This window comes from Halorussus lipolyticus, assembly GCF_029338375.1.
GTDB lineage: Archaea > Halobacteriota > Halobacteria > Halobacteriales > Haladaptataceae > Halorussus > Halorussus lipolyticus.
In genome coordinates this window covers 1167380-1191070 of record NZ_CP119804.1, presented here as the reverse complement: position 1 = coordinate 1191070, position 23691 = coordinate 1167380, and the positions used below count along the sequence as shown (strand labels likewise).

20 protein-coding genes are annotated in these 23691 nt (G+C 65.3%); 13 read left to right on the top strand and 7 right to left on the bottom strand.

Annotation, left to right across the window (positions count from 1 at the left end):
- Positions 1–12: 12 nt before the first annotated feature.
- The 5 genes from P2T57_RS06010 to P2T57_RS05990 all read right to left on the bottom strand — a co-directional run bounded on the left by P2T57_RS06010 (position 13) and on the right by P2T57_RS05990 (position 7352).
- The gene (locus P2T57_RS06010; RefSeq protein ID WP_276301582.1) at positions 13–1131 is read right to left on the bottom strand and encodes a DUF1616 domain-containing protein; all 1119 of its coding nucleotides are present in this window, start codon (positions 1129–1131) and stop codon (positions 13–15) included.
- A gap of 18 nt (positions 1132–1149) precedes the next feature.
- The gene (locus P2T57_RS06005; RefSeq protein ID WP_276301581.1) at positions 1150–3144 is read right to left on the bottom strand and encodes a hypothetical protein; all 1995 of its coding nucleotides are present in this window, start codon (positions 3142–3144) and stop codon (positions 1150–1152) included.
- A gap of 129 nt (positions 3145–3273) precedes the next feature.
- Complete coding sequence (locus tag P2T57_RS06000; protein ID WP_276301580.1) at positions 3274–4827, bottom strand: oligosaccharide flippase family protein; 1554 nt, start codon at positions 4825–4827, stop codon at positions 3274–3276.
- A gap of 1 nt (position 4828) precedes the next feature.
- Positions 4829–5815, bottom strand: a complete 987-nt coding sequence (locus tag P2T57_RS05995) for a glycosyltransferase family 2 protein (RefSeq protein ID WP_276301579.1) — start codon at positions 5813–5815, stop codon at positions 4829–4831.
- Positions 5816–5906: 91 nt separating this feature from the next.
- Positions 5907–7352 (bottom strand): hypothetical protein, encoded by a 1446-nt coding sequence (locus tag P2T57_RS05990; RefSeq protein WP_276301578.1) that lies wholly within the window; start codon positions 7350–7352, stop codon positions 5907–5909.
- Between the two features lie 158 nt (positions 7353–7510).
- Between P2T57_RS05990 and P2T57_RS05985 the strand changes: the two genes are divergently transcribed.
- Together P2T57_RS05985 and P2T57_RS05980 are read left to right on the top strand one after the other, a co-directional pair.
- Positions 7511–8812, top strand: a complete 1302-nt coding sequence (locus P2T57_RS05985) for a TraB/GumN family protein (RefSeq protein ID WP_276301577.1) — start codon at positions 7511–7513, stop codon at positions 8810–8812.
- 16 nt (positions 8813–8828) lie between these two features.
- Positions 8829–9440, top strand: coding sequence for a metalloprotease (locus P2T57_RS05980; RefSeq protein WP_276301576.1), 612 nt, complete (start codon positions 8829–8831; stop codon positions 9438–9440).
- On the opposite strand, the gene P2T57_RS05975 is transcribed toward P2T57_RS05980, so the two are convergent.
- A complete protein-coding gene (locus tag P2T57_RS05975; protein WP_276301575.1) occupies positions 9441–9686 on the bottom strand; it encodes a hypothetical protein in 246 nt (81 codons plus the stop codon).
- A 189-nt stretch (positions 9687–9875) separates the two neighbouring features.
- On the opposite strand from P2T57_RS05975, the gene purM reads away from it, so the two are divergent.
- Positions 9876–10877: a phosphoribosylformylglycinamidine cyclo-ligase gene (purM, locus tag P2T57_RS05970; RefSeq protein ID WP_276301574.1), complete on the top strand. Its 1002-nt coding sequence runs from the start codon at positions 9876–9878 to the stop codon at positions 10875–10877.
- Between the two features lie 385 nt (positions 10878–11262).
- Here purM and P2T57_RS05965 read toward each other — a convergent pair whose 3' ends face one another.
- On the bottom strand, positions 11263–12015 hold the full coding sequence (locus P2T57_RS05965) for a DUF2797 domain-containing protein (RefSeq protein WP_276301573.1): 753 nt from the start codon (positions 12013–12015) through the stop codon (positions 11263–11265).
- Positions 12016–12198: 183 nt separating this feature from the next.
- Between P2T57_RS05965 and P2T57_RS05960 the strand changes: the two genes are divergently transcribed.
- From P2T57_RS05960 to P2T57_RS05915, 10 genes are all read left to right on the top strand, one after another.
- A complete protein-coding gene (locus P2T57_RS05960; protein WP_276301572.1) occupies positions 12199–13386 on the top strand; it encodes a S8 family serine peptidase in 1188 nt (395 codons plus the stop codon).
- A 168-nt stretch (positions 13387–13554) separates the two neighbouring features.
- Complete coding sequence (locus tag P2T57_RS05955; RefSeq protein WP_276301571.1) at positions 13555–14748, top strand: S8 family peptidase; 1194 nt, start codon at positions 13555–13557, stop codon at positions 14746–14748.
- A gap of 305 nt (positions 14749–15053) precedes the next feature.
- Positions 15054–16205 carry a S8 family peptidase gene (locus P2T57_RS05950; RefSeq protein ID WP_276301570.1) on the top strand — a complete coding sequence of 384 codons (1152 nt, stop codon included), beginning with the start codon at positions 15054–15056 and terminating at the stop codon, positions 16203–16205.
- A gap of 398 nt (positions 16206–16603) precedes the next feature.
- Positions 16604–17797, top strand: coding sequence for a S8 family peptidase (locus tag P2T57_RS05945; RefSeq protein ID WP_276301569.1), 1194 nt, complete (start codon positions 16604–16606; stop codon positions 17795–17797).
- Positions 17798–18277: 480 nt separating this feature from the next.
- Positions 18278–19408, top strand: coding sequence for a S8 family peptidase (locus P2T57_RS05940; protein ID WP_276301568.1), 1131 nt, complete (start codon positions 18278–18280; stop codon positions 19406–19408).
- Between the two features lie 205 nt (positions 19409–19613).
- Positions 19614–20750: a S8 family serine peptidase gene (locus P2T57_RS05935; protein WP_276301567.1), complete on the top strand. Its 1137-nt coding sequence runs from the start codon at positions 19614–19616 to the stop codon at positions 20748–20750.
- A gap of 118 nt (positions 20751–20868) precedes the next feature.
- Positions 20869–22002 carry a S8 family peptidase gene (locus P2T57_RS05930; protein ID WP_276301566.1) on the top strand — a complete coding sequence of 378 codons (1134 nt, stop codon included), beginning with the start codon at positions 20869–20871 and terminating at the stop codon, positions 22000–22002.
- A gap of 63 nt (positions 22003–22065) precedes the next feature.
- Entirely contained in the window at positions 22066–22398 is a 333-nt protein-coding gene (locus P2T57_RS05925) for a BsuPI-related putative proteinase inhibitor (RefSeq protein WP_276301565.1), read from the top strand.
- 63 nt (positions 22399–22461) lie between these two features.
- Positions 22462–23016 (top strand): tRNA (cytidine(56)-2'-O)-methyltransferase, encoded by a 555-nt coding sequence (locus P2T57_RS05920; RefSeq protein ID WP_276301564.1) that lies wholly within the window; start codon positions 22462–22464, stop codon positions 23014–23016.
- 124 nt (positions 23017–23140) lie between these two features.
- The gene (locus P2T57_RS05915; RefSeq protein ID WP_420028530.1) at positions 23141–23521 is read left to right on the top strand and encodes a hypothetical protein; all 381 of its coding nucleotides are present in this window, start codon (positions 23141–23143) and stop codon (positions 23519–23521) included.
- Positions 23522–23691 lie beyond the last annotated feature (170 nt).

The following is a 23691-nucleotide window of genomic DNA, read 5'->3' as shown; positions in this document are numbered from 1 at the left end:
GATGTTTTCGCCTCAGGTGTTCGGACCGGTGGCCGGAGAACGGGTCGTCCCCGTCGCCGTCGCGTTCTCGCTCCCGTCGCCAAGCCAGAGGACCACGTGCCGGTAGGCCGACTCGGCGGTCGGGTCAGCGGGAACCGGCCCGCGGTAGACGAGGACCCGCAGGCGGGAGTCCGGGCCGGTCTCCGGCGAGAGGTCGAACCGGGTGAGTTCGCGCTCGCCCGAGGCCACCGCAATCTCGGTTCGGGCGAGTTGTGTCTCGTTCACCACCGCCGACCCGCCGGGTTCGACGCGCTGGTGTTCGACCACGAGCGAGTAGGTCACGTCTCGCCCTTCGTGGTTCTCGACGGCGACGACCAGCGGTTCGGGGTCGTCGGCCGCGAACTCGGGGTAGTCGTCGGCGACCAGCGTGCCGTTTTCGTCCTCGCTCAGCAGGTAGAGTTCGGTGAACTGCGCGCCGGGTTTAGGGACTGCGACCGCGAATCCGATGCCCGCGACGGCGACCAGCACGCCGACCGCGAGGACGAGATTGGCGGCTCCGAGGTCGCTATCGCCCGAGGACAGCGCCGAGGAGGCCGGCCGAAGCGTCGGCGCGAAGCGGTCCTCGGGGGGCAGTCGAAGTCGGACGACCGCCGCGACGAGGCTTCCGACCACCACGACGCCGGCGAGCGCGACGACCAGCGGCCGAGCGTATAGGCCCCACGGTGTGAAGTTGACCGCGAGCGCGGTGACGGGCGTGACGACGGCGCTGACGCCGATAGCGAGGGTGACGCGGGCCGGGTCGTCGATGCGCTCGCGCTCGCGGAACTGGAACCGAGGAGCCACCGGATTGCCCTCGGCGTCGAGGCGCTCCACGTCGGGTTCTCGGCCGGGGAACAGCACCGCGACGGCGGCGTACCCCGGCAGGAACAGCAGGAGGGGCAGACCGAGCGCGAGCGTGACGAGTCGTGCAGTCAGCGCGCCCGCCGACGCGCCGAGGAGGTCGGTCAGCGGCGCTCTCGTCGGGAGCGCGAGCAGGGCGGCGGCCGCGACGAGCGCCAGCGCGACCGTTGCGAGCAGGTCCAGCGGGACGCGACGGGCGAGTGTCCCGGAGTCAGGGTCGGTCTCGCCGTTCGGTTCTGCGTTAGATTTCATGTGTTAGGAATTTGTATTTCATTCTCTCGAATCACTATATATGTCTAAAAGACACATCTGTACGTCTCCGTTGGCGTAGACGCTACTCGACCGGTCGCCGCAGACCGCCTCGGGCGCGAGGTGGCGAATCGGGGTGTAGCCGCCGGGACTCTCGAACTGCGCGCCGCCGTAGGACTGGTACTCCCGGTAGACGACCACCCCCGAGTCGGGCGCTGGCCGGTCGTCCTCGGTCAGTTGCAGAATCTCGGATTCGTGGGCACCGGTCCGCTTGAACACCGCCTTGTAGGGGTGGTCGGTGTACAGCGGTCGGTCGTCGTTCGGCCGGATGTCGCCGATGGTCCGGACCGCCGCGATTTCCGACCCGGTGTAGGCGTACCGAGTGCGCTCGCCGGTCACGACCGGGTTGTCGCGGGTGCCGCTGACCGACAGCATCATCACCGCCGGGAAGACTGCGGCGAAGACGACCACGAGCGCGACGGCGGCCTCTCTCGGGAGCGTCCGCGAGAGGTAGTGGAGTCCGACCACGCCGACGACCACCATCATGACGTGGAGGAAGGCGAACCACCGACTCGGCAGGAAGGTCCGGATGCCAAAGAGCGGCAGGACGAACGCGAACGCCAGCATGATGACGATTGCTCCGACGAAGGTGTAAGCCCGTTGTCTGGCCCGACTCCGCCGGAGCGCGACCAGACTCCCCGTCACCGTGGCGAACAGCAACAGCAGGATGCCGCCCGCGTCGATGTAGGTCGCAATCTCGGCCAGCAGGGAGGGGTCGCCACCGCCGCCGCCACCAGTCCCCGACGGTCCGGCGAGGTTGAGGAACCGCGCGGAGTTCGCCAGCGTGAGCGCAAGCCAGTCCAACACGGTCTGGAGGAACGAATCGTCGCCGTAGGGGGTTATCGACCACATGAACACCAGCAGGCCGAGGTCGAAGGCGAGGACGCCCAGCAAGTTGACGTTCTCGACCGCACCTTCGGCCTCCTCGGCCCTGCCGTCCTCGTCTGTCGGTGCGAGGGGACCGAGGCCCCACCGGGCCGACAACTGGACCGCGAACTGCGCCAGCACCCCCGCGCCGACCAGTACCAGCACGATGAACGACGACACCTGATGGGTCAGGATGACCGCGACGCTGAACAGCACGACCAGCGCGACGTTGCGCCGGGGCGACTCGGTGTAGAACAACCGCGACAGCGAGTAGAAAATCGCCCCGAAGAAAAACAGGCCCAGACTCGTCGGGATGACGTGGATGGACCACCGGACCACTTGGTCCGAGACGGCGACCATCGCGGTGCCGAACAGCGCCCACCGGACCGGGACGAAAAAGCGCGCCGTGACGTAGACGAACAGCGGGACCAGTGCCATCAGCACGCCCATCGAGAGGAACAGGGCTTGCCGGAGCGACGTGCCCAGCACCTCCCCAGCGGTCACGACCAGCAGGTGATACAGCGGCGCGGCGAAGTACTTGGTGTCGCCAATCGCCTCAAGCGAGTGCGCGCCGCGAATCGCGTCGGCGTACTCGTAGACGTGAGACCACGCGTCGATGCCGACCAGTCCGGGCGTCAGGTAGAGCGCGGTGAACCGGACCACGAACGCGAGGCCCAGAATCTGGGCCAGCAGGAGGCGCACGTCCAGTTCCTCCTCGGCGACGAACGCGATTTGGACCAGCATCGCTGAAGTGACCACTCCTGCCAACGCGAGAAACCCCACGGTCCGCCCGCCCGAAATCGCCGCCAGCGCCGCCATCACGCCGATACCGGCGAAGACGACGCCGGGCAGGACGCGGGCGAATCCACCGGAGAGTTCCGGCAAACCGGTCTCTCGGATGTCCTCGCGGACGGTGAACAGGTAGAGCAGGCAGGCCCCGCCGACCACCAGCGGGATGGTCTCGACGTAGATTTGGGACGCCAGAAACCGCATCGGAAACAGCACGACGGCGACGAACAGACCCGCGACTGCTCCCCACACGTCGAGGCGCTGGTCCGCGACGCGACTTCTCAACTCGCCGCTACTCATTGTATTCCTGCCATTTTCTCTCTCCAGATAGCGAGGTCCGAGTCCGCGATTAGGGGTCGCTACGCTCGGCGACGGTTTTGTTATCCACACGTTACCTGCTGTCTTCTCCGGTCTCAATGGGCCGTTTCCTCACTCCCCACCTCCCTCGTCCGCGCCGCGCTCGGACCGCACCACGCCCCCGAACGTCTCCGCGAGCGACTGGATTGGGGCGGGAACTGGGAGCGCGGCCGCGATGCCGGCGACCTCCTCGTGCCGGACGGCACCCGACAGCAGGGCCGCAGAGAGGTAGACCGCGAATCCGACGACCGGCACGACGGCGAGCGCGAGCAAATCGCTCGCTATCAGCGCAGAGAGTCCGAAGATGGGGACCGCGGAGACGACCGCCGTCGCGGCGATGCGCCCGGCCCGGAGGTCCGCGAGGGGGTCGTAGCCGAGTCGCCGGGCGCTGGCGACGTGGAAGGCGAGCATCGACCCGTAGCCGACGCCGGTCGCAATCGCGGCCCCGGTCATCCCGTACCGGGGAATCAGCACTGCGTTGAGGACGACGTTCAAGAGCGCCGCGCCCCCGGTCGCCGCGACAAGCGGTCTGAGGTCGCCGTTGGCCCGCGAGATGGAGAAGACGGGCCTGACGACGGCGAACGCCAGCGCGCCCGGCAGGAGGAGGCGAAGCGGCGTGATAGCCTGCGCGAACTCCTCGCCGTAGTAGAGCGGGACGAACCGCCCGGCCAGCGCGGCCACCCCGAGCGCGAGCAGGACGGTCAGCGCGAAGGCGTACCGGGTGATTTTGGCGGCTAACTCCTCGATGCGTTCGAGTCGGTGGTCGGCCCAGAGGTCCGAAGTCGAGTGCAGGAGGAGGGTCTGAAGCGAGAGAGGGACGAACCAGAGGTACTCGGCGATGGCGAGCGCGGACTTGTAGTAGCCAGTTACCGAGTCGCCGACCAGCGTCCGGAGCATGATGACATCGACGTGGTAGAGCGACATCATCAACAGCGCGAGGACGACGTTCAGGACGTTGAACGACAGCAGTTCAGATTTGGGGAATTCGGCGGGAAGCCGGGAAGTGACTCGGGGCAGAGACACCTGCCCGAGAATCAGCGCGCCGCCTATCAGCGCCACCGTCGCGCTCGACAGGACGTTCGCTGTCAGCAGGCCCGCGACGCCCCACCCGAACCAGAGCAGGGCGAGTCCGGCCGCGACCCAGACCACCTTGCTGGCCACCGTGAGGGGTTCGGAGTAGCGTTCCAACCCCATGCCCATCAGGGTCCGGCGGACGAACGACCGGAACTGGACCGCCGGAATCATCAGCGCCAGCAGGACGAAGTAGAGCCTGAAGTCCGGGCCGAACCACGAGTCTATCGGGCCGAGGGTTGCGATTCCGGCGACTGCGACTGCGCCGACGACTGCGAGGCCAGCGCCGAGTTTGAGGTAGAACCCGACCACTCTGTCGCGCCACTCGTCGTCGCGGTCCTCGCCGACGAACTTCTGGACGCCTTCGGTCACGCCCGAACTCACGAATATCATCAGGACGTTGAACACCGACATCAGGAAGGCGTAGTCGCCGTAGCCCGCCGGTCCCAGCACCCGGACGATGACCGGGAGCGAGAGGATGGTGACCACCGAGGTCAGGACGCGGGCGCTGAAAATCGAGAGGAAGGCGCTGAACAGGCTTCGGCCCCGAGCCATCTCAGTCTCCCTGCACAGCAGTGGTCAGTCGCGGGCCGGATTCGACCTCCTCGATACTGTCGAGGGGGTACTCGTCGCGCTCTCTGGGCGCTCGCCACTCGTGGGTCGCCACTCCCCCCCAGAGCAGGACCCAGAGTGTAACTAGTTTGTACGCGCGCTCGAACCCCTCCAGTCGGGCCAGCACAGCGAACCCGACCGCCGACGCGGCAAGCCACAGCAGGAAGGCCGGGAGAGCGACCAGCGACCCGAAGCCGACGAGGAGCCACCCCCCGACAGCGAGCGCGTGGCGCTTCGCCCGGAGGTGGGCGGCTAGCAGGCGCGGCGACGACGCCGACCGAAAGAGCGCGTCGGCGACCCCGTGGAAGAACCCCCGTCGCCACCGCCGGACCGGTTCGAGATAGTCCGAGGCCTCGCGGGCGTGGTCGCTGACCGTGACCGGCAGTCTGGCGAGTCGATACCCCTCGGCGGTCAACTCGAACCCGAGGTGGAGGTCCTCGAGCGCCCGGAGGAAGGGGTCGAACCCGCCGACCGATGCGAGCGCGTCGGCGTCGTAGAGCGCGACCCCGTGGAGCCAGTCGGGTTCGCGGAGTTCGGTCGCGTCGGTCTGGTCGAGGTGGCCACCGACGCCCGCTAAATCGGGGTTTTCGGCAAGCATCTCCGCCGCGGGTTCGAGCCATCCGTCCTCCAGCACCATGTCGCCGTCCACGAACAGCACCTGCTCGCCGTCGGCGAACGCCGCGCCGACGAACCGGCCCGCTGAAGGCGTCGTGAGGTCGTCGTCGGGAATCCGCAGAACCGAGACCGGGAACTCGCGGGCGCGCTCGACGGTCCGGTCGGTCGAGTTCGAGTCCACGACGACCACCTCCGAATCGAAGGCGTCTGTCGCTGTGAACACGGAGTTGAGGCAATCGCCGATTCGGTCCTCCTCGTTGCGCGCGATGACGACAACCGAGAGGTCGGGAAGGGCCGTCGTCCGCTCGCCCGTCATTCAGCCACCCCTACGTATTGTAAAGACACTTTTTTATTTCTTTTAGACACATATTTGTTTCTCGTAGCTGTGCGGAATCCGCGCCAACTGCTCATCCGACCACCTCCACGCGCTGGCGCGACAGCGACGACTCGGGACTCAGTATCGGGTCGCCGGTCACGTCGATGGTGGTCCGCGCGAGGAGACTCTCGTCGGACCGGGCGAGTCGGAGGCCCGCCCGGTCCGCGCCGGACTGGACGATGCGGGAGTTCCGGACTCTCGTCCGGTCTCGGCCCGCCACGTCTACGGTCGGGCCGCCGCCCGCGGTCCCGCGAATCGCCACGTTGTCGAACACCGGACCGACCTCGCCCGAGGCCTTCGCCGAGGGCGGCGGGGCGTACACCGCCGGAATCCCGTCGCGGTCCATCTCGATGTCGGTGTTCCGGACGAACACCCGGCCGGCGTCCGGGTTGAACACGATTGCGCCCAGACTCTCGCCGGCCTCCTCGCCGAGGACGATGCGGCAGTTCTCGACCCGGTGGCCGGTGCCGTTCCGGAACAGCAGGCCGCGGGCGTTCAACCGGTTGTAGGGCGGCACCCGGTCCACGACGATGGTCACGTTGCGGGCGACCGCACCCTGCCCGCCGAGGCGGACGTTGGCGATGTTGTTGTTCCGGTAGAGACCGCCCACCACCCGGACGACGCCGCCGTAGCCCTTCAGACTCCCGTCCCCGCCGGGCGCGGAGGCGTAGAGGCCGTTGTTCGGGAAGTTCTGGAGGACGCAGTTGCGCAGGGTGAGTTCCCCGGCGTGCCTGCGGTCCACGAACGTCCCGATGGACCGACCGCCCTGCGGACCGCCGCCGGGAACCGAGACGTTCTCGACCAGTCCGGTGCCCGACGACGATTCGACCGCGAGGTGGAACCCGCTGGCGTCCGCGGGGTACTGGCCCCGAACTCGGAGGTTTCGGATGGCGAGGTCCCCGCCGGTCGTGACGTGGACCTTGCCGCCGAACCCCTCCCGCCGGAAGTCGAGCGTGAAGCCTTCGAACAGGAAGTCCTCGACGTCGAGAAACTGGAGGAGGGCCGGTCCGATTTCGTCGCTCGGCCCGGCCGGGACCAGCGTCGGGTCGGCGTCGGATTCGGCGACCATCCCGAACCGGCCCGGTCCCGAGAGCGAGACGCCGCCGACGCGATACCGGCCATCCGGAAACACGAGGAGGACCTCCTCGTCGCCCCACGCGAACTCGTTCAGGAGGTCGTCGATTGGCTCCTCGGCCTCGGGATTTGCCCCGGCCTCGACCGCGTTCACCGCGCGGTCGAAATCGCCCGCCGAGACCGGAACGTCGGCGCTCGTCGGGACCGATTCGGCGAGGTCGGAATCGGGGCGGTCGGAGTCGGCGTCCTCGCCCGCGCCGGACGAATCGCTTCGGGTATCGCTGTCGGCGTCGTCCGGAACCGCGGGACAACCGGCGAGCGCCGTCACCCCAGCCCCGCTGGCCCACCCGAGGAGTCGTCGGCGATTCATGGAGTCGTTGGAGTCGTGGAACCCGCGGGTCATTGTTATTGCTCGCCTTACTCTGCGTAACGGGTCGTTCCCTGCGCGGGGCCGGAGACGAACGCCGGGAGACTCCGAGCGGGAGACGCCGGAACTCTCAGAAAAGTGCTAAATATCTCGGCACCGACAACGGTAAAAAGGGACGGCGTGTAAGGCGAACGATGAGCGATTCAGCCGAGTTGGACGCCGGAGACGGCGACGGGAGCGTTCGGGTCGTCGGGACCGCCCACGTCTCCGCCGACAGCGTCGAGGAGGTCCGCGAGACCATCGACGACGAGCGCCCCGACGTGGTCGCGGTCGAACTCGACGAGGGCCGGTATCGCCAGATGCAGGGCGAGGTGGCCCAAGACCTCGAACCTTCCGACCTCTTGCAGGGCAACACAGTCTTCCAGTTCATCGCCTACTGGATGCTATCGTACGTTCAGGCCCGGATGGGCGACCGCTTCGACATCGAACCCGGCGCGGACATGGAGGCCGCAATCGAGGCGGCCGAGGCCGTCGGGAGCGAAGTCGCGCTGGTGGACCGGGACATCCAGACGACGATTCAGCGATTCTGGGCGCGGATGTCCATCTTCGAGAAACTGCGGATGGTCTGGGAACTCTGTCTGGCGATGGTCGGCATCGGCGAACCCGACGAGGACGAGGAGTTCGACATCGAGGAACTGACCGACGGCGACGTGGTCTCGGCGATGATGGAGGAGTTCCGCCAGTTCTCGCCCGGCGGGGCAGAGGCCCTCATCGACGAGCGCGACGCCTACATCGCCCACAACCTCGTCCAACTCCGAGACGCGGGCCACGACGTGGTGGCAATCGTCGGCGCGGGCCACCGCGCAGGCATTGAGAAGTACCTCGAACGTCCCGAGACCCTTCCGCCGATGGAGGACCTCGTGGGCACCGAGTCGGGAAGCCGATTCTCGCTGTTCAAAATCTTCGGCTACGTGATGGCGCTGGGCTTCCTCTCGTTTTTCTTCCTGCTTTTCATGGCGGGCGTCCGGAACACGCTCCTGTTGAAGGTGTTCGGGGCGTGGTTCCTGTTCAACGGGGTCTTCGCGTTCGGTCTGGCCAAACTGGCCGGCGCGCGCTGGACCTCGGCGGGCGTCGGCGGCGCAGTCGCGTGGCTGACCAGCGTCAACCCCCTCCTCGCGCCGGGGTGGTTCGCGGGCTACGTCGAACTGAAATACACCTCGGTCAACGTCGGCGACATCGCCAAACTCAACGAAATCCTCTCCGACGACGAGAGTCCGCTCAAGGACATTCTGGGCCGGATGCTCGACGTTCCCCTGTTCCGACTCATCGCCATCGTGGCGATGACCAACGTCGGGAGCATGATTGCGAGTCTGGCCTTCCCCTTCGTCGTCTTGCCCCTGCTGGGGTCGCAAGTCGGCGGCGTGGACCAGATTACCAACCTGATGATACAGGGTGCCCAAAACAGTGCCGACCTCATCATTCAGACGCTGACATGACGAGGGGCATCCTTCGATGAGCGCGAACATTCGTTTTAGCGGCCGTGAGCTACGCGACTTGGCAGTGGCGTGGGTCGCGCTCGGCGTGGCGTTCGCTATCCTGTTGGGCGGCGGTCAGCGAATCATCTCTCGGCCGGAATCGCTCGTCACGATTCTCCCGATGACGATGGTCACGGCTGGCTTGGGCTTTCTCCTGCACGAACTCGCCCACAAGGTGACGGCCATCAAGTTCGGACAGGTCGCCGAGTTCCGCGCCGACTACAACATGCTGTTCCTCGCGGTGATGGGCGCGCTGGCGGGCTTTCTGTTCGCCGCGCCGGGCGCGGTCTACCACCGAGGACACGCCACGCCCCGCGAGAACGGTCTCATCGCGCTGGCGGGACCGCTGACCAACGTCGCGCTCGGGGTCATCTTCCTCCCGGTGGCCTTCCTCGACATCCCCGGCGTGGTCGGCACCGTGGCCAACTTCGGTCTCTACATCAACTTCCTGCTGGCGGGGTTCAACATGATTCCGTTCGGCCCGCTCGACGGCAACACGGTCAAAAAGTGGTCGATGCCGGCGTTTCTGGCGTTCGGTCTCCCCTGCTTCGGGTTGGCGGCGTGGGCGCTGTTCGGCTTCTCGCTCTGATTAGGCTTCGCCGCCTTCTCTCAAGACGACCTTCTCGTCGGTGACCTCCTCGACTGCGGTCTCTTGGAAAGTGTAGCCCTCGTCGGAGTCGTTCTCCCAGTCGAGGTAGGACTGGATGGCCTCGTAGTCCTCCTCGGGGTCGAGGTGGGCGACGCCTTGGTCTACCTTCGCAATCTTGCCGAGGAGTTCGCCGTCGGCGGAGACGACGCGCTTGTCCTCGTCGGACTCGGTGAGTGGTTCGGTCACGAATCCGTTAGCAACCTGCCGGGACAAGAAGACTGTGGGCGCGAGGCGAGCGGGCGGGGGTTCAAGAGGACAACAGCACTCCAGTATTCCCCTGACTGGTCGTCTTCGCCGAACACTTCCCAAGCCAAACCACTCCTCCTCCCGGACGCAAACGGTGGAACTTTACTCGCTCCCCTCGCCTCATCCGATATGACCGAAGACGACGAGGAGCTAACCTACGCGGACGCAGGGGTGGACATCGAGGCGAGCGAGGCCGCCACGTCGGCACTGGTCGGCGCGGTCGGCGACATCGACGAGAGCGAGTACGCGGGTCTGCTGGACATCGGCGACCGGTACCTCGCGCTGGCGACCGACGGCGTGGGCACGAAACTGCTCGTTGCCGAAGCCCTCGGCGACTACTCCACCGTGGGCATCGACTGCATCGCCATGAACGCAAACGACCTCGTGGCGTCGGGCGTCGAACCCGTCGCGTTCGTGGACTACCTCGCGGTGGACGAACCCAGCGAGGAGTTCTCCGAACAGGTCGGCGACGGCCTCGCGGCGGGCGCAGAGGAAGCCGAAATCGCGCTGGTCGGCGGCGAGACGGCGGTCATGCCCGAGGTCATCAAGGGCTTGGACCTCGCGGGGGCCTGCGTCGGCCTCGCGCCGAAGGACGCCGTGTTCCCCGGCGAGGCCGAGGACGGCGACGCGCTAGTCGGGTTCCCCTCCAGCGGGATTCACTCGAACGGCCTCACCCTCGCTCGGGAGGCCGCGACCCGGAGTCACGACTACAGCGACCCCTTCCCGCTCGATACCGAGGCCGAGACCCTCGCGGCCGACAATCCGTCCATCGGCGAGGTCCTGCTGGAACCGACCCGCATCTACACCTACCTGCTGGATGACCTCCGCGAGCGCGAGGTCCACGCCGCGGCCCACGTCACCGGCGGCGGGTGGACCAACCTCTCGCGGATGGGCGAGTTCCGCTACGAGATTACCGACCCCTTCGACGCCCAACCGGTCTTCGAGTTCGTCCAGTCGGAGGGCAACGTGAGCGACGAGGAGATGCACCGAACCTTCAACATGGGCACCGGGTTCGTGGTCGCGCTCCCCGCCGACGAGGCCGAGGACCTCGCGGCGGAGACCGACGGCCGCGTCATTGGCGAAGTGCAGGAGGGCGATTCGGTGGCGATTCGCGGACTCGAACTGAACTGAGGTTGGGTCGGCACGCCATCGGTTGGTCCCCTCCTCGTGTATAAACGCTCGGCTGATTCGGCAGTCCGTTCTCGGCGACATTTCGTGCTGGTAAGAAATATTTCCATATCTTAGGAATATAATAATGTATGTCTAGAACATGCATTTATTTCTTTACTCCGGGCGCGTGTGGGCGCGGCGCTCACGAGCGCCGCGCCTCGCGCGCGAGGGACGAGCAACGGACCGAAGGGAGTAGCGCAGGAGGGTGGGGAGGACGAGGAGCAGTCGCGGTAGCGGTGCGGGAGACCGCCTTGCTCACGCCTGAAGCTAGCGATTCCTCTCACGCCACCTGCGTCCTCCGAAACAAGATTCTCTGCGCGTACCAGTACTCGTCCAAAAACAGCACCTAGAACGCCGCGAGACTCGACTGTAACTCGCGCTCACTTTCCTCCTCGTGAATCTCGTAGCCCACCAAGTCTCGTAGGTCCACCGCGTAGGTCGTTCCGCCGCGTTCGAGGACCAGCACGCGGCCCTGCACGCCCCGAACCTCGCCCGAGGCCAGCGTCTCGGGCACCGGCGCGGAGTCCAAGTCGAGACCGTAGTCGAAGTCGAACGTCTCGATGGGGTCGAACTCCGATAGCGTCGCTTCCCACGCCGAGCGGTCCACCTCGCGGTGGAGGCCAGAAACCTTCGTGGGCACGCGCACGCGGTCGGTGAACTCCTCGGCCAGTTGCGATTCGATTTCGCGGGCGATGCGGCCGCTCTCGACGGTCCGGAGGAGGACAGCGCGGTCCGCGCCCTGCTCTCGCAGGCGGGTTTGGAGTCGCCACTCTTTGGTCACGCCGACCTTGAACGTCCGGGGCGCGAAGCCAGCGAGGTAGAGAGCGTGGTCGTCGTGGCAGTCCATCTCGTCCTTGAGGCAAGTGCCGGTACACCGGGCGCAGACCCACGTGCTGGTGTGTTGGTCGCAGTAGGGCGCGTCCTCGCGCTGACAGTCGTAGTGGGTCGTCCCGTCGAGCGCCCCGGCGCATCGGCGCTCGCCCAGTGAGTAGCCGAGGCTGTCGCCCGGTTCCAGCGGTTCGCGCCGGACCTCATCGTCTGCGACGAGGAGCGCCGGTCGTCGGTCGTCGGCCTCTGTCGCGTACCCGACGATTTGCACGCCGACGGCTACGGGTTCGGTTCCTAAAGGCGTGCCGTTCGGGTCGCTCGGCAATCGCCGCCGGAAAACGCTGGGAAACTAAATACAAGTTTGTAAGTTAATATTACTTAGATTTAGCGGAATTTAAATGTTTGCCCCATCTAGCAAAAATTTTATTATGAGTGGGGTTTATTTGCATGTTGTATGCCACATAACAACAAGGGGCTTTCGAGGCGAAACGTTCTGAAAGGTGTCGGTGCGTCCGTAGCGACCGCGGCGGGAAGCGGACTCGCGGCGGCCAAGCCGAACGACAAAGTCGAAGTCAACGTCGGTTTCTCGTCCAAGCGCGGCCGGGACGCCGCCGTCGATAAAGCGTCGGACGTCGTTCGCGAGTTCGGTTCGCTCGACATCGTGACCGCCCAGATGCCCGCGAAAGCGGCCAAAGGGCTGGAGAACAACCCGAACGTGCGTTACGTCGAGGAGAACGGCACGATGGAAGCGCTCGCCCAGAGCCTCCCGTGGGGCGTGGACCGCGTTGACGCGGAAGTCGCCCACGCCAACGGCGAGACGGGCGCTGGCGCGGACATCGCCATCATCGACACCGGCATCGACGACGACCACCCCGACCTGCAGGCCAACCTCGGGACGGGCAAGTCGTTCGTCTCCTGTGGTAACGGCGGCTACTTCGGCTGTGCGTTCTCCGGCAACAGCAACTCCTGTAACACCTCGTGGTCCGACGACAACGACCACGGGACTCACTGTGCCGGCATCGCAAACGGAGTGAACAACTCCGAGGGCGTCGTTGGCGTCTCCACGGAAGCCACCCTCCACGCCGTCAAGGTGCTGGACTGTGCCGGTAGTGGTTCGATGTCCGACATCGCGGCCGGTATCGAGTACGTCGCCAATCAGGGCTGGGACGTCGCCTCGATGAGTCTCGGTGGTTCTAGTTCGTCGGCGCTCAAGGACGCGGTTCAGTACGCCAGCAGTAAGGGCGTCTTCCTCGTGGCCGCGGCCGGTAACGACGGCTCCTGTACCGACTGTGTTGGCTACCCCGCCGCCTACAGCGAGGTCATGGCTGTCTCCTCGACCAACTCCAGCGACGGTCTGTCGAGTTTCTCGTCGCAGGGTCCCGAAATCGAAATCGCCGCACCCGGTACCGACATCTACTCCACGGTCCCGAGCGGTTACAGCACCCTCTCGGGCACCTCGATGGCCTGCCCGCACGTCGCTGGTGCCGCCGGTCAGCTGATGGCCAACGGCAACTCCGCCAGCGACACTCGCAGTCAGCTCAAGTCCTCGGCCGAGGACATCGGTCTGGCCAGCAACGAGTCCGGCGCAGGTCTGCTCGACGCCGCCGCGGCGCTCGGCCTCGACTCGTCGGACAGCACGTAACTCGGCTCGCTGACTCCCGACAAGTGCTTTTTTCGTAACGGTGTCGAGTTCGGAGAGGTTCGTTTGTCGATTGATTCAGTCGCTCGCCATCGGATACGTTATCCAGAATCATAATTTAAATAACTAGATGGAAGCTTCTTACCGAATACTCGCATTTATTCTATTGTCATGTTCGATAATGACAACGGTGTGCTAAGGAGGAACGTTCTCAAGACGGTTGGTGGGTCCGTCGCCACGGTGGGTGCGACCGGACTCGCTGGGGCCGACCCCGGCGACACGGTGGAGGTGAACGTCGGATTCTCGTCCGAGAGAGGCCGTCAGCAGGCGCTCGACGCCGCGAGCGACGTGGTTCGGGTGTTTAACTCGCTCGACATCGTGACCGCGAAGATGCCCAAGCAGGCCGCGACGGCACTCGAACAGAACCCCAACATCCGGTACGTCGAGGAGAACGGCACGATGGAAGCGCTCGCCCAGACGCTCCCGTGGGGTATCGACCGGGTAGACGCGGAAGTCGCCCACGCCAACGGCGAGACGGGCAAGGGCGCGGACATCGCCATCATCGACACGGGCATCGACTCCGACCACCCCGACCTGAAGAACAACTTGGGGAAGGGCAAGGCCTTCGTCTCCTGCGGGAACGGTGGCTTCACGGGGAACTGCCGGTTCTACGGCAACAACAACACGTGTCGGAAGCCGTGGGACGACGACAACGACCACGGGACCCACTGTGCGGGCATCGCTGACGCCCGCGACAACAGCAAGGGCGTCGTCGGCGTCAGTACGAAGGCGACGCTCCACGCGGTCAAGGTGCTGGACTGCGCTGGCAGTGGCACGTACTCCGACATCGCGGCGGGAATCGAGTACACCGCCAACCAAGGGTGGGACGTCGGTTCAATGAGCCTCGGCGGCGATTCCGGGTCGCAGGCGCTTCAGGACGCTGTGGAGTACGCCCAGAACAACGGCGTCCTCCTCGTCGCCGCGGCCGGCAACGCCGGGCCGTGTACCGACTGCGTGAAGTACCCCGCCAAGTACGCCGAGGTCATGGCGGTCAGTTCGACCAACGACAACGACAACCTCTCGGACTTCTCGTCGCAGGGTCCGGAAATCGAAATCGCCGCGCCCGGTTCGAACATCTACTCGACGGTGCCGGGTGGCTACGACACGTTCTCGGGCACCTCGATGGCCTGTCCCCACGTCGCGGGTGCTGGCGGGCAACTGATGGCCAACGGCTACGACAACGCCGGCGCGCGGAGTCAACTGAAGCAGACCGCAGAGAGCATCAACCTCTCGGCGAACGAGTCCGGGTCGGGTCTGCTCGACGCCGCCGCGGCGCTCGGCCTCGACTCGTCGGACAGCACCTAAGCACTCGCCGACGGCCGTCTGCGAACGCCGAAGTACTCTTTTTGCGCGTGTTTCCCGGTGGACTTTTCCGACGGTTGAGTACCGACGAAACAGCGTCTTCACTCCGCATTTCAATACTACTTCAATCGAAAATTCCGAACCCAGCGCGACTTCCGAGCTATTTTCTGTAACTCTAACTACGTATCGAGTTACTCGCCAAGTTAATTTCACGGACAGACTAGGAAAACTTTATTACCCATCGTGCATTTGTTTCACATGCCATGTTAGGTAACGACAATGGAGTTTCGCGGCGTAATGTTCTCAAGATGGCCGGCGCATCGGTTGCGACGGCTTCCGCAAGCGGTCTGGCGGCGGCGAAGGCCGGCGACACGGTGGAAGTGAACGTCGGCTTCAAGTCCGAGAGCGGCCGACAGAAGGCCCTCGGCGCGGCCGACGAGGTTGTTCGAGACTTCGACTCGCTCGACATCGTGACGATGCGAGCGTCGAAGAAGGCGGCCACGGCTCTCGAAAGCAACCCCAACATCCGGTACGTCGAGGAGAACGGCACGATGGAAGCGCTCGCCGAGTCCCTGCCGTGGGGTCAGCAACGCATCGACTCGGACGTGCTTTACGCCAACGGCGAACTCGGCTCGGGTGCCGACGTGGCCATCCTCGACACCGGTATCGACTCCGACCACCCCGACCTGACCGACAAGCTCGGCGCGGGTAAGGCGTTCGCCACGTGTAGCACGTCCGGTGGCTGTCGCTACGGTGCGAAAAAGGCCGACAACACGTGTAACTACTCGTGGGACGACGACAACAACCACGGTACTCACTGTGCCGGTATCGCCGCTGGTGACAACAACAGCAAGGGCGTCATCGGTGCCGCACCCGACGTGACCCTCCACGCCGTCAAGGTTCTCGACGGCTGTGGCAGTGGTTCGTTCTCGGACATCGCGGCCGGTATCGAGTACACCGCCGACCAAGGCTGGGACGTCGCTTCGATGTCCCTCGGTGGTAGCTCGGGCTCCTCGGCGCTCAAGGACGCGGTTCAGTACGCCAGCAGTAAGGGCGTCTTCCTCGTGGCCGCGGCCGGCAACTCCGGTCCGTGTACCGACTGTGTTGGCTACCCCGCCGCCTACAGCGAGGTCATGGCCGTCTCCTCGACCGCCAGCGACGACACCCTCTCGGACTTCTCGTCGACCGGTCCCGAGGTCGAAATCGCCGCTCCCGGTACCGACATCTACTCGACCATCGCGTCGAACGCGGGCTACGACACCTACTCGGGTACCTCGATGGCGACCCCGCACGTCGCGGGTGTCGCGGGTCAGCTCGCCTCTAACGGCACGACCGGTAGCAACATCCGCTCGACGCTGAAGAACACGGCCGAAGGCATCGGTCTGGCCAGCAACGAGTCCGGCGCAGGTCTGCTCGACGCCGCCGCGGCGCTCGGCTACGACTCGTCCGACGACACGTAAACTGGCGACTTTGGCGGTCCCGCTCAGCGTCATTACCTGACGAAATTTTTTCGTCGGTCACCCCGCCACGAGTCGCTTCTCTGACTGCGGTGTTCGCGGTCTGTTCTGGGTAGTCACGTCGTTTTTCGATAGTCACGTCGCGCCCGACGTTTCGGAGTCGGTGGGTCTCCTCGGCGCGCCCGCGCTCTGTGACGACGACAGTTGCTGTTCGTTACTCCTCAGTACGCCGTTACCGCCGTCTCCACCCTGTACTAGTCATCGAGGCTACGTTTTCCGACGTGACTGGCCAACTATAGATTAATTTTCTAATCTCTACTTTAGAAAATCTGTGAGTTAGATACTATTTTAACGGTTGAACAGAAAGTATTTTATACGAGTGGTGTAGAGTGACAAGCGCGATGTTAGATAATGACAATGGGATGTCGCGGCGTAACGTGCTAAAGGCGGCCGGCGCATCGGTTGCGACGGCTTCTGCGAGCGGTCTGGCGGCGGCGAAGGCCGGCGATAAAGTCGAGGTCAACGTCGGCTTCTCGTCCAAGCGCGGACGGGACGCGGCCGTCAACAAGGCTTCGGAAGTCGTCCGCGAGTTCGGCTCGCTGGACATCGTGACCGCCCAGATGCCCAAGAAGGCGGCCACGGCCCTCCAGAACAACCCGAACGTGCGTTACGTCGAGGAGAACGGCACGATGGAAGCGCTCGCCGAGTCCCTGCCGTGGGGTCAGCAACGCATCGAGTCGGACGTGCTTCACGCCAACGGCGAACTCGGCTCGGGTGCCGACGTGGCCATCCTCGACACCGGCATCGACTCCGACCATCCCGACCTGACCGACAAGCTCGGCGCAGGCAAAGCGTTCGCTACCTGTAGTACGAGGGGTGGCTGTCGCTACGGTGCGAAGAAGGCCGACAACACGTGTTACGAGTCGTGGGACGACGACAACAACCACGGTACCCACTGTGCTGGTATCGCCGCTGGTGACAACAACAGTCAGGGTGTCATCGGTGCCGCGCCCGACGTGACTCTCCACGCGGTGAAGGTCCTCGACGGCTGTGGCAGTGGTTCGTTCTCGGACATCGCGGCCGGTATCGAGTACACCGCCGACCAAGGCTGGGACGTTGCATCCATGAGCCTCGGCGGTAGCTCGGGTTCGTCCGCGCTGAAGGACGCGGTTCAGTACGCCAGCAGTAAGGGCGTCTTCCTCGTGGCCGCCGCGGGTAACTCCGGTCCGTGTACCGACTGTGTTGGCTACCCCGCCGCCTACAGCGAGGTCATGGCCGTCTCCTCGACCGCCAGCGACGACACCCTCTCGGACTTCTCGTCGACCGGTCCGGAAGTCGACATCGCCGCGCCCGGTACCGACATCTACTCGTCGGTCGCCAACGGCGGCTACGACACCTACTCGGGTACCTCGATGGCGACCCCGCACGTCGCGGGTGTCGCGGGTCAGCTCGCCTCTAACGGCACGACCGGTAGCAACATCCGCTCGACGCTGGAGAACACGGCCGAAGGCATCGGCCTCGCCAGCAACGAGTCCGGCGCAGGTCTGCTCGACGCCGCCGCGGCGCTCGGCTACGACTCGTCCGACGACACGTAAGCCCGATTCGCTGGCTCTCCGAACGGATTTTTCTTTCGACGGTCGATTGCTTTCGGAGCGGTGCGTCTCTCTGTCGTTCTCGCTCGGGACCAAGAGGAGCGTCGCCACCGAGCGCGCACGCAGTTCCGCAGGTCGGTTCTCCGGGGCGAGAGCCGACGCGCCCCGTAGGCAATGTATACCTATGGGAAAGAAATGTATCTATATATTTCCCCTATGCAGACTGTTGTCTAACGATTTTGTGGTATATTGACATCAATGACCGGGGAGTACGGCGGCGAACGCGCCCGTCCGCCGAACCCTCGGAGTGGGTCGGCCGGCCGATACCGACCGGAGTCCTCCTCGCATGTACAGGTAAAACGTCGTCGTTAGCTCCTCGCACGTCGAAATCCACTGCTGTCAGCTAGACTCCAAAGTTATTTTTTCTAATATCACTACCTAGAATAAAACTTTATTAGTATTCGGTTAGTTTGCTTACATGCGATGCTCGAACAAAACAACGGCATATCCCGACGTAACGTCCTCCGAACTGCTGGTGGTTCGCTCGCCGCGATGAGCGTCACTGGTCTCGCCGCCGCCAAGCCCGACGACACCGTCGAGATCAACGTCGGCTTCAAGTCCGACAAGGGCAAACAGAAGGCCCTCGACGCCGCCGACGACGTGGTTCGAGAGTTCAACTCCATCGATGCCGTGACCATTCAGGTACCCAAGAAGGCCGCGACCGCCCTCGACAAGAACCCGAACGTCCGCTACGTCGAGGAGAACGGCACGATGCAGGCCCTCGCGGAGACGACTCCGTGGGGTATCGACCGCGTCAACGCCCCCGAACAGCCCTCCGACGGTAGCGGTGCCGACGTGGCTATCATCGACACCGGTATCGACTCCGACCACCCCGACCTGCAGGGCAACCTCGGCGCTGGTGCGGCGTTCACCAGCTGTAGCTCGTGGTACGCCAACTGTCGATACGACTGGGACGACGACAACGGCCACGGTACCCACTGTGCCGGTATCGCTGGTGCCATCGCGGGCAACGGCGAAGGCGTCGAAGGCGTCGCGCCGGGAGTCACCCTCCACGCCGTCAAGGTGCTGGACTCCGGCGGTGGCGGTACCTACTCCGACATCGCGGCCGGTGTCGAGTGGGTCGCCAATCAGGGCTACGACGTCGGTTCGATGAGCCTCGGCGGTAGCTCGAGTTCCTCGACGCTCCGCGACGCGATTCAGTACGCCGACAACAGCGGCGTCACCATCGTCGCGGCCGCGGGTAACTCCGGTCCGTGTTCGGACTGTGTCGGCTACCCCGCCGCCTACCCCGAGACCATCGCGGTGTCCTCGACTGACCGGTACGACAACCTCTCGGACTTCTCCTCGACCGGTCCCGAGGTCGACATCGCCGCGCCCGGTTCCGACATCTACTCGACCTACGTGGGCGGCGGCTACGACACCCTCTCGGGTACCTCGATGGCGTGCCCCCACGTCGCCGGTGCCGCGGGCATCCTCCGCGCAGAGGGCTACACGAACTCCGGTACCAAGAGCCGTCTCCTGAACACCGCCGACAACATCGGTCTGTCCAGCAACGAGCAGGGCGCTGGTCTCCTCGACGTGGACGGCCTGTAACGGCGGCAACCAGTCGGGTCTGCCTTAGTCAGGTCTTGCCCGCCCGATGCGACCCGTCTTCGGGTCGTCACTCGGTATCGGTCCGCCTCGACATCCCCCTTGTCTTTTTTCACGCGGATAGCCGAGCGTAGCTCTCCCGAGAGAATTTATTTCATTTATTCTAGCTACGAAATTATTTTGGCGTGGGGCGACCTCTAGACAACCGATGTCCCCCGAACAGACGATTTCACGACGAAGCGTGCTGAAGACGACCGGCGGTTCGCTCCTCGCGGTCGGCGCGGGTGGCCTCGCCTCCGCGGCCCCCGACGAGGAGGTCCGCGCGAACGTCGGCTTCGAATCCGACGCCGGCCGGACGGCGGCCTTCGACGCGGCCAACGAGGTCGTCCGCGAGTTCGCCTTCGACGCGATGACGGTTCGCGCGCCCAAGAAGGCCGTAACCGCGCTGGCCGACCGGCCCGGCGTGCGCTACGTCGAGCGCGACGGCACCGCGCACGCGCTCTCGACGACGTGGGCCTACGACCGCATCGACGCCGACGTGACCAACATCAACGGCTACACCGGCGACGGGGCCGACGTGGCCGTCATCGACACCGGCCTCCCGTGTAACAACTCCTGTCTGCCGAACGTCGGCACCGGCAAGGCGTTCGTCTCCTGTTCCAGCGGGTGCTGTGCCCCGTGGGACGACGACAACGGCCACGGGACGAACGTCGGGGCCGTCATCGGAGCAAGCGAGAGTTGCGACTGCACGACCGGCATCGCGCCCGACGCGACGCTCCACTCGGTCAAGGTACTGGACGACTACGGCGCGGGGTCGTACTCCGACATCGCCGCGGGCGTCGAGTACGTCGCCGACCAAGGGTGGGACGTGGGCAACATCAGCCTCGGCGGCAGTTCCGGGTCCCAGACGCTGAAAGACGCCTGCACCTACGCTCAGAACAACGGCGTCCTGCTGGTCGGCGCGGCAGGTGGCAGTGGTCCCTGCTCGGACTGCGTGGGCTACCCCGCCGCCTACTCGGAGGTCATGGCGGTCTCCTCGACCAACTCCAGCGACGAACTGTCGAGTTACTCCAGTATGGGTCCGGAAATCGAAATCGCCGCGCCCGGTTCCGACATCACCACGGTCGAACCCGACGGGAGTTGCATCACCCTGTCGGGGACCTCGATGGCGACTGCCCACGCCTCGGGCGTCGCCGCGCTCCTGATGGCCGAGGGCTACACCAACTCCGGAGCGCGCTCTCGCATGAAGAACACCGCCGAGGACATCGGCCTCGCCAGCGACGAGTCGGGTGCGGGTCTGGTGGACGCCGCCGCCGCGATGGGACTGAATTCGAGCGACGACTGACTGCCGGGTCGTTCGAGCGACGACCGACATCGCGTCGGTCCGCCGTTTCGACACCCCCTACTCTTATTTTAGATAGCTAGATTACAAATTTAAGAGCCTGTTGTGTCACCACACGCCCATGCGCTTCGACAAGAACGTGTCCAGACGAAACGTCCTTCGAGCAACCGGCGGCGCGTTCGCCGGAACCGCCGCGACCGGCCTCGCGTCGGCCGCCCCGGACCGGACGGTCGAGGTCAACGTCGGGTTCGCGTCGAAGTCGGGCCGACTGGCCGCGCTCGACGCCGCGAGCGATGTCGTCCGCGAGTTCGACTCGCTCGACGTGGTGACGATTCGACTCCCGGCGGAGGCCGCGGAGAGCCTCGAATCTCGGGCCGACGTTCGCTACGTCGAACGGAACGGCCGGATGGAGGCCCTCGCCCAGACGCTCCCGTGGGGTCTCGACCGAATCGACGCCCCGCAGGCCCACGGCTGTTCGACCGGTGAGGGCGTGGACGTGGCTGTCATCGACACGGGTATCGACGGCAACCACCCCGACCTCGAACCGAATCTGGGTACCGGCGCGTACGCCGTCGCCTGCGACCCCTACTCCGCCGAGTGTACCTACGACTGGGGCGACGACAACGGCCACGGAACTCACTGCGCCGGTATCATCGGTGCCGTGGACAACAGCGAGGGCATCCTCGGCGTCGCCCCCGACGCGACGCTCCACTCGGTCAAGGTCCTCGGACCGAACGGCGGCGGGTCGTACTCCGACATCGCGGACGGTATCGAGTACGTCGCCAACCAAGGGTGGGACATCGCCAACATGAGTCTCGGCGGAAGCGCATCGCAGGCGGTCAAAGACGCCTGCGAGTACGCCTACAACAAGGGCGTCCTGCTGGTCGCGGCCGCCGGGAACTCGGGTCCCTGCTCGGACTGCGTGGGCTACCCCGCCGCCTACTCGGAGGTCATGGCGGTCTCCTCGACCAACACCAGCGACAGTCTGTCGAGTTTCTCGTCGACCGGTCCGGAAGTCGAAATCGCCGCGCCCGGTTCCGACATCTACTCGACCTACGTCGGCGGCGGCTACGAGACCCTCTCGGGGACCTCGATGGCCGCACCCTACGTCAGCGGCGTGGCGGCGCTGGTGATGAGTCAGGGCTACACGAACACCGAGGCCCGCGAGCGAATCTGCCAGACCGCCGAGAACATCGGCCTCGGTGACGACGAGAGCGGATGCGGACTGGTGGACGCCGAGTCCGCGGCCTGCTAGAGCGGACCGTCGCGGGCCGACTCCCGCGAAAAGTTTTCAATCCCTCGCGCCGGAACAGAAACCATGACGCTCCAGAGTTCCGTCACCGCGTCGGTCGAGTCCGATTCGGTCGAGTTCGAGTACACCGTCGAGAACGCCGGCGACGACGCCACAGAAATCACCTTCCGAAGCGCCCTGAAGGCCGACTTCGCTGTCTTGGAGGACGGCGACGAAATCTGGCGGGCCAGCGACGGCCAGATGTTCGCCCAGATGCTCCAGACCGAGACCATCGACGCGGGCGACGGAGAGACCTTCCCCGGCGCGTGGGACGACCCCGAACCCGGCGACTACACCGTGGTCGCCACGCTGAACTCCTCGGGCGACGACGCCGAGGCCCGGACCGACTTTTCGGTGTAGTTTCGTCTCCGCCGCCAACCCCATTCCGAAACCCCCTAACCCGCCGGCCACCCATCCACGGACATGCAAGGCGAACCCGAGGTCGCGGTCCTCAGACTCGGCCACCGGCCGGGCCGCGACGAGCGCATGACGACCCACGTCGGCCTGACAGCGCGGGCGCTGGGGGCCGACCGGGCGATTCTGGCGGGCGACGCGAGCAAGTCGCAGGGCACCGTCGAGGACATCACCGACCGCTTCGGCGGTCCTTTCGCAGTCGAGTTGACCGAGAGTCCGAAGGCGGTCATCCGCGACTGGGACGGCGCGGTCGTCCACCTCACGATGTACGGCGAGCGAGTGCAGGACGTGGAAGGCGAGATTCGGGAAGCGCACTCGGAATCCGGCGACCCGGTTCTCATCGTTGTCGGGTCTCAGAAGGTCTCGTTCGACGTGTACGAGGCCGCCGACTGGAACGTCGGCGTGACCAACCAACCCCACTCGGAGGTCGCCGGACTGGCCGTCTTCTTGGACCGCCTGTTCGAGGGCCGGGAGTTGGACCGCGAGTGGACCGACGCCGACCAAATCGTCGTGCCCGAGGAGACCGGCAAGACGGTCGTCCCGGCAGACGACGACGACGGATGAATCCACCCGCAGTCGCCTTGAGATAGGTTTCCAAATCCCCGGAAATTCTTTTCCCCGCCACTCCACTATCGGGCGTGTTCATGGTCCCACACGCCTCGATACCTCCTCGAACGGAGGTGACGCCCTGATGTGGCAGGACGTGGTGTTCCTCGTCGGAAACGTGTTCTCGCTGGTGGTCCTCGTGCCCACGCTCCGCGACGAGATGGCGAACGTCCCGCTGGGGACCGCCCTGCCCTCGGCGCTCATCGGGGTGGTCTACGGGACGGCGTTCGCCACGCTCGGAATGACCCTCTCGGCGGTGGGCGCGGTTCTGACGGGGTTGATGTGGAGTCTCATCGCCTACCTCCGGTCGCCCCATCCACTCCGGAGCAGTGGTGAGACCGGTGAAATCGGCGGGAGCGAGGGAGTATCGAGGAGCGAAGCAGTGGCCGAGAGCGACGAGACAGCGGTCGAACCGGTGGCCTCGCCGCGGTCGGGTCGAGCGCCAGTCATCTCGGACGACTGACGGCGATTTTAGCCGTATTTGAACGTCTTACGCATGCCTTTTCATTTCTTTAGGAATTGTTTTTATTTCTTTCTGGGTGGCGGACCGAGAGAGGGAGAACGACCGCGACGAGCAGGAGGAGGGTTCTAACTGGGGGACGCTTGCTACCGGTGAGGCCGCTGAAAACCGCA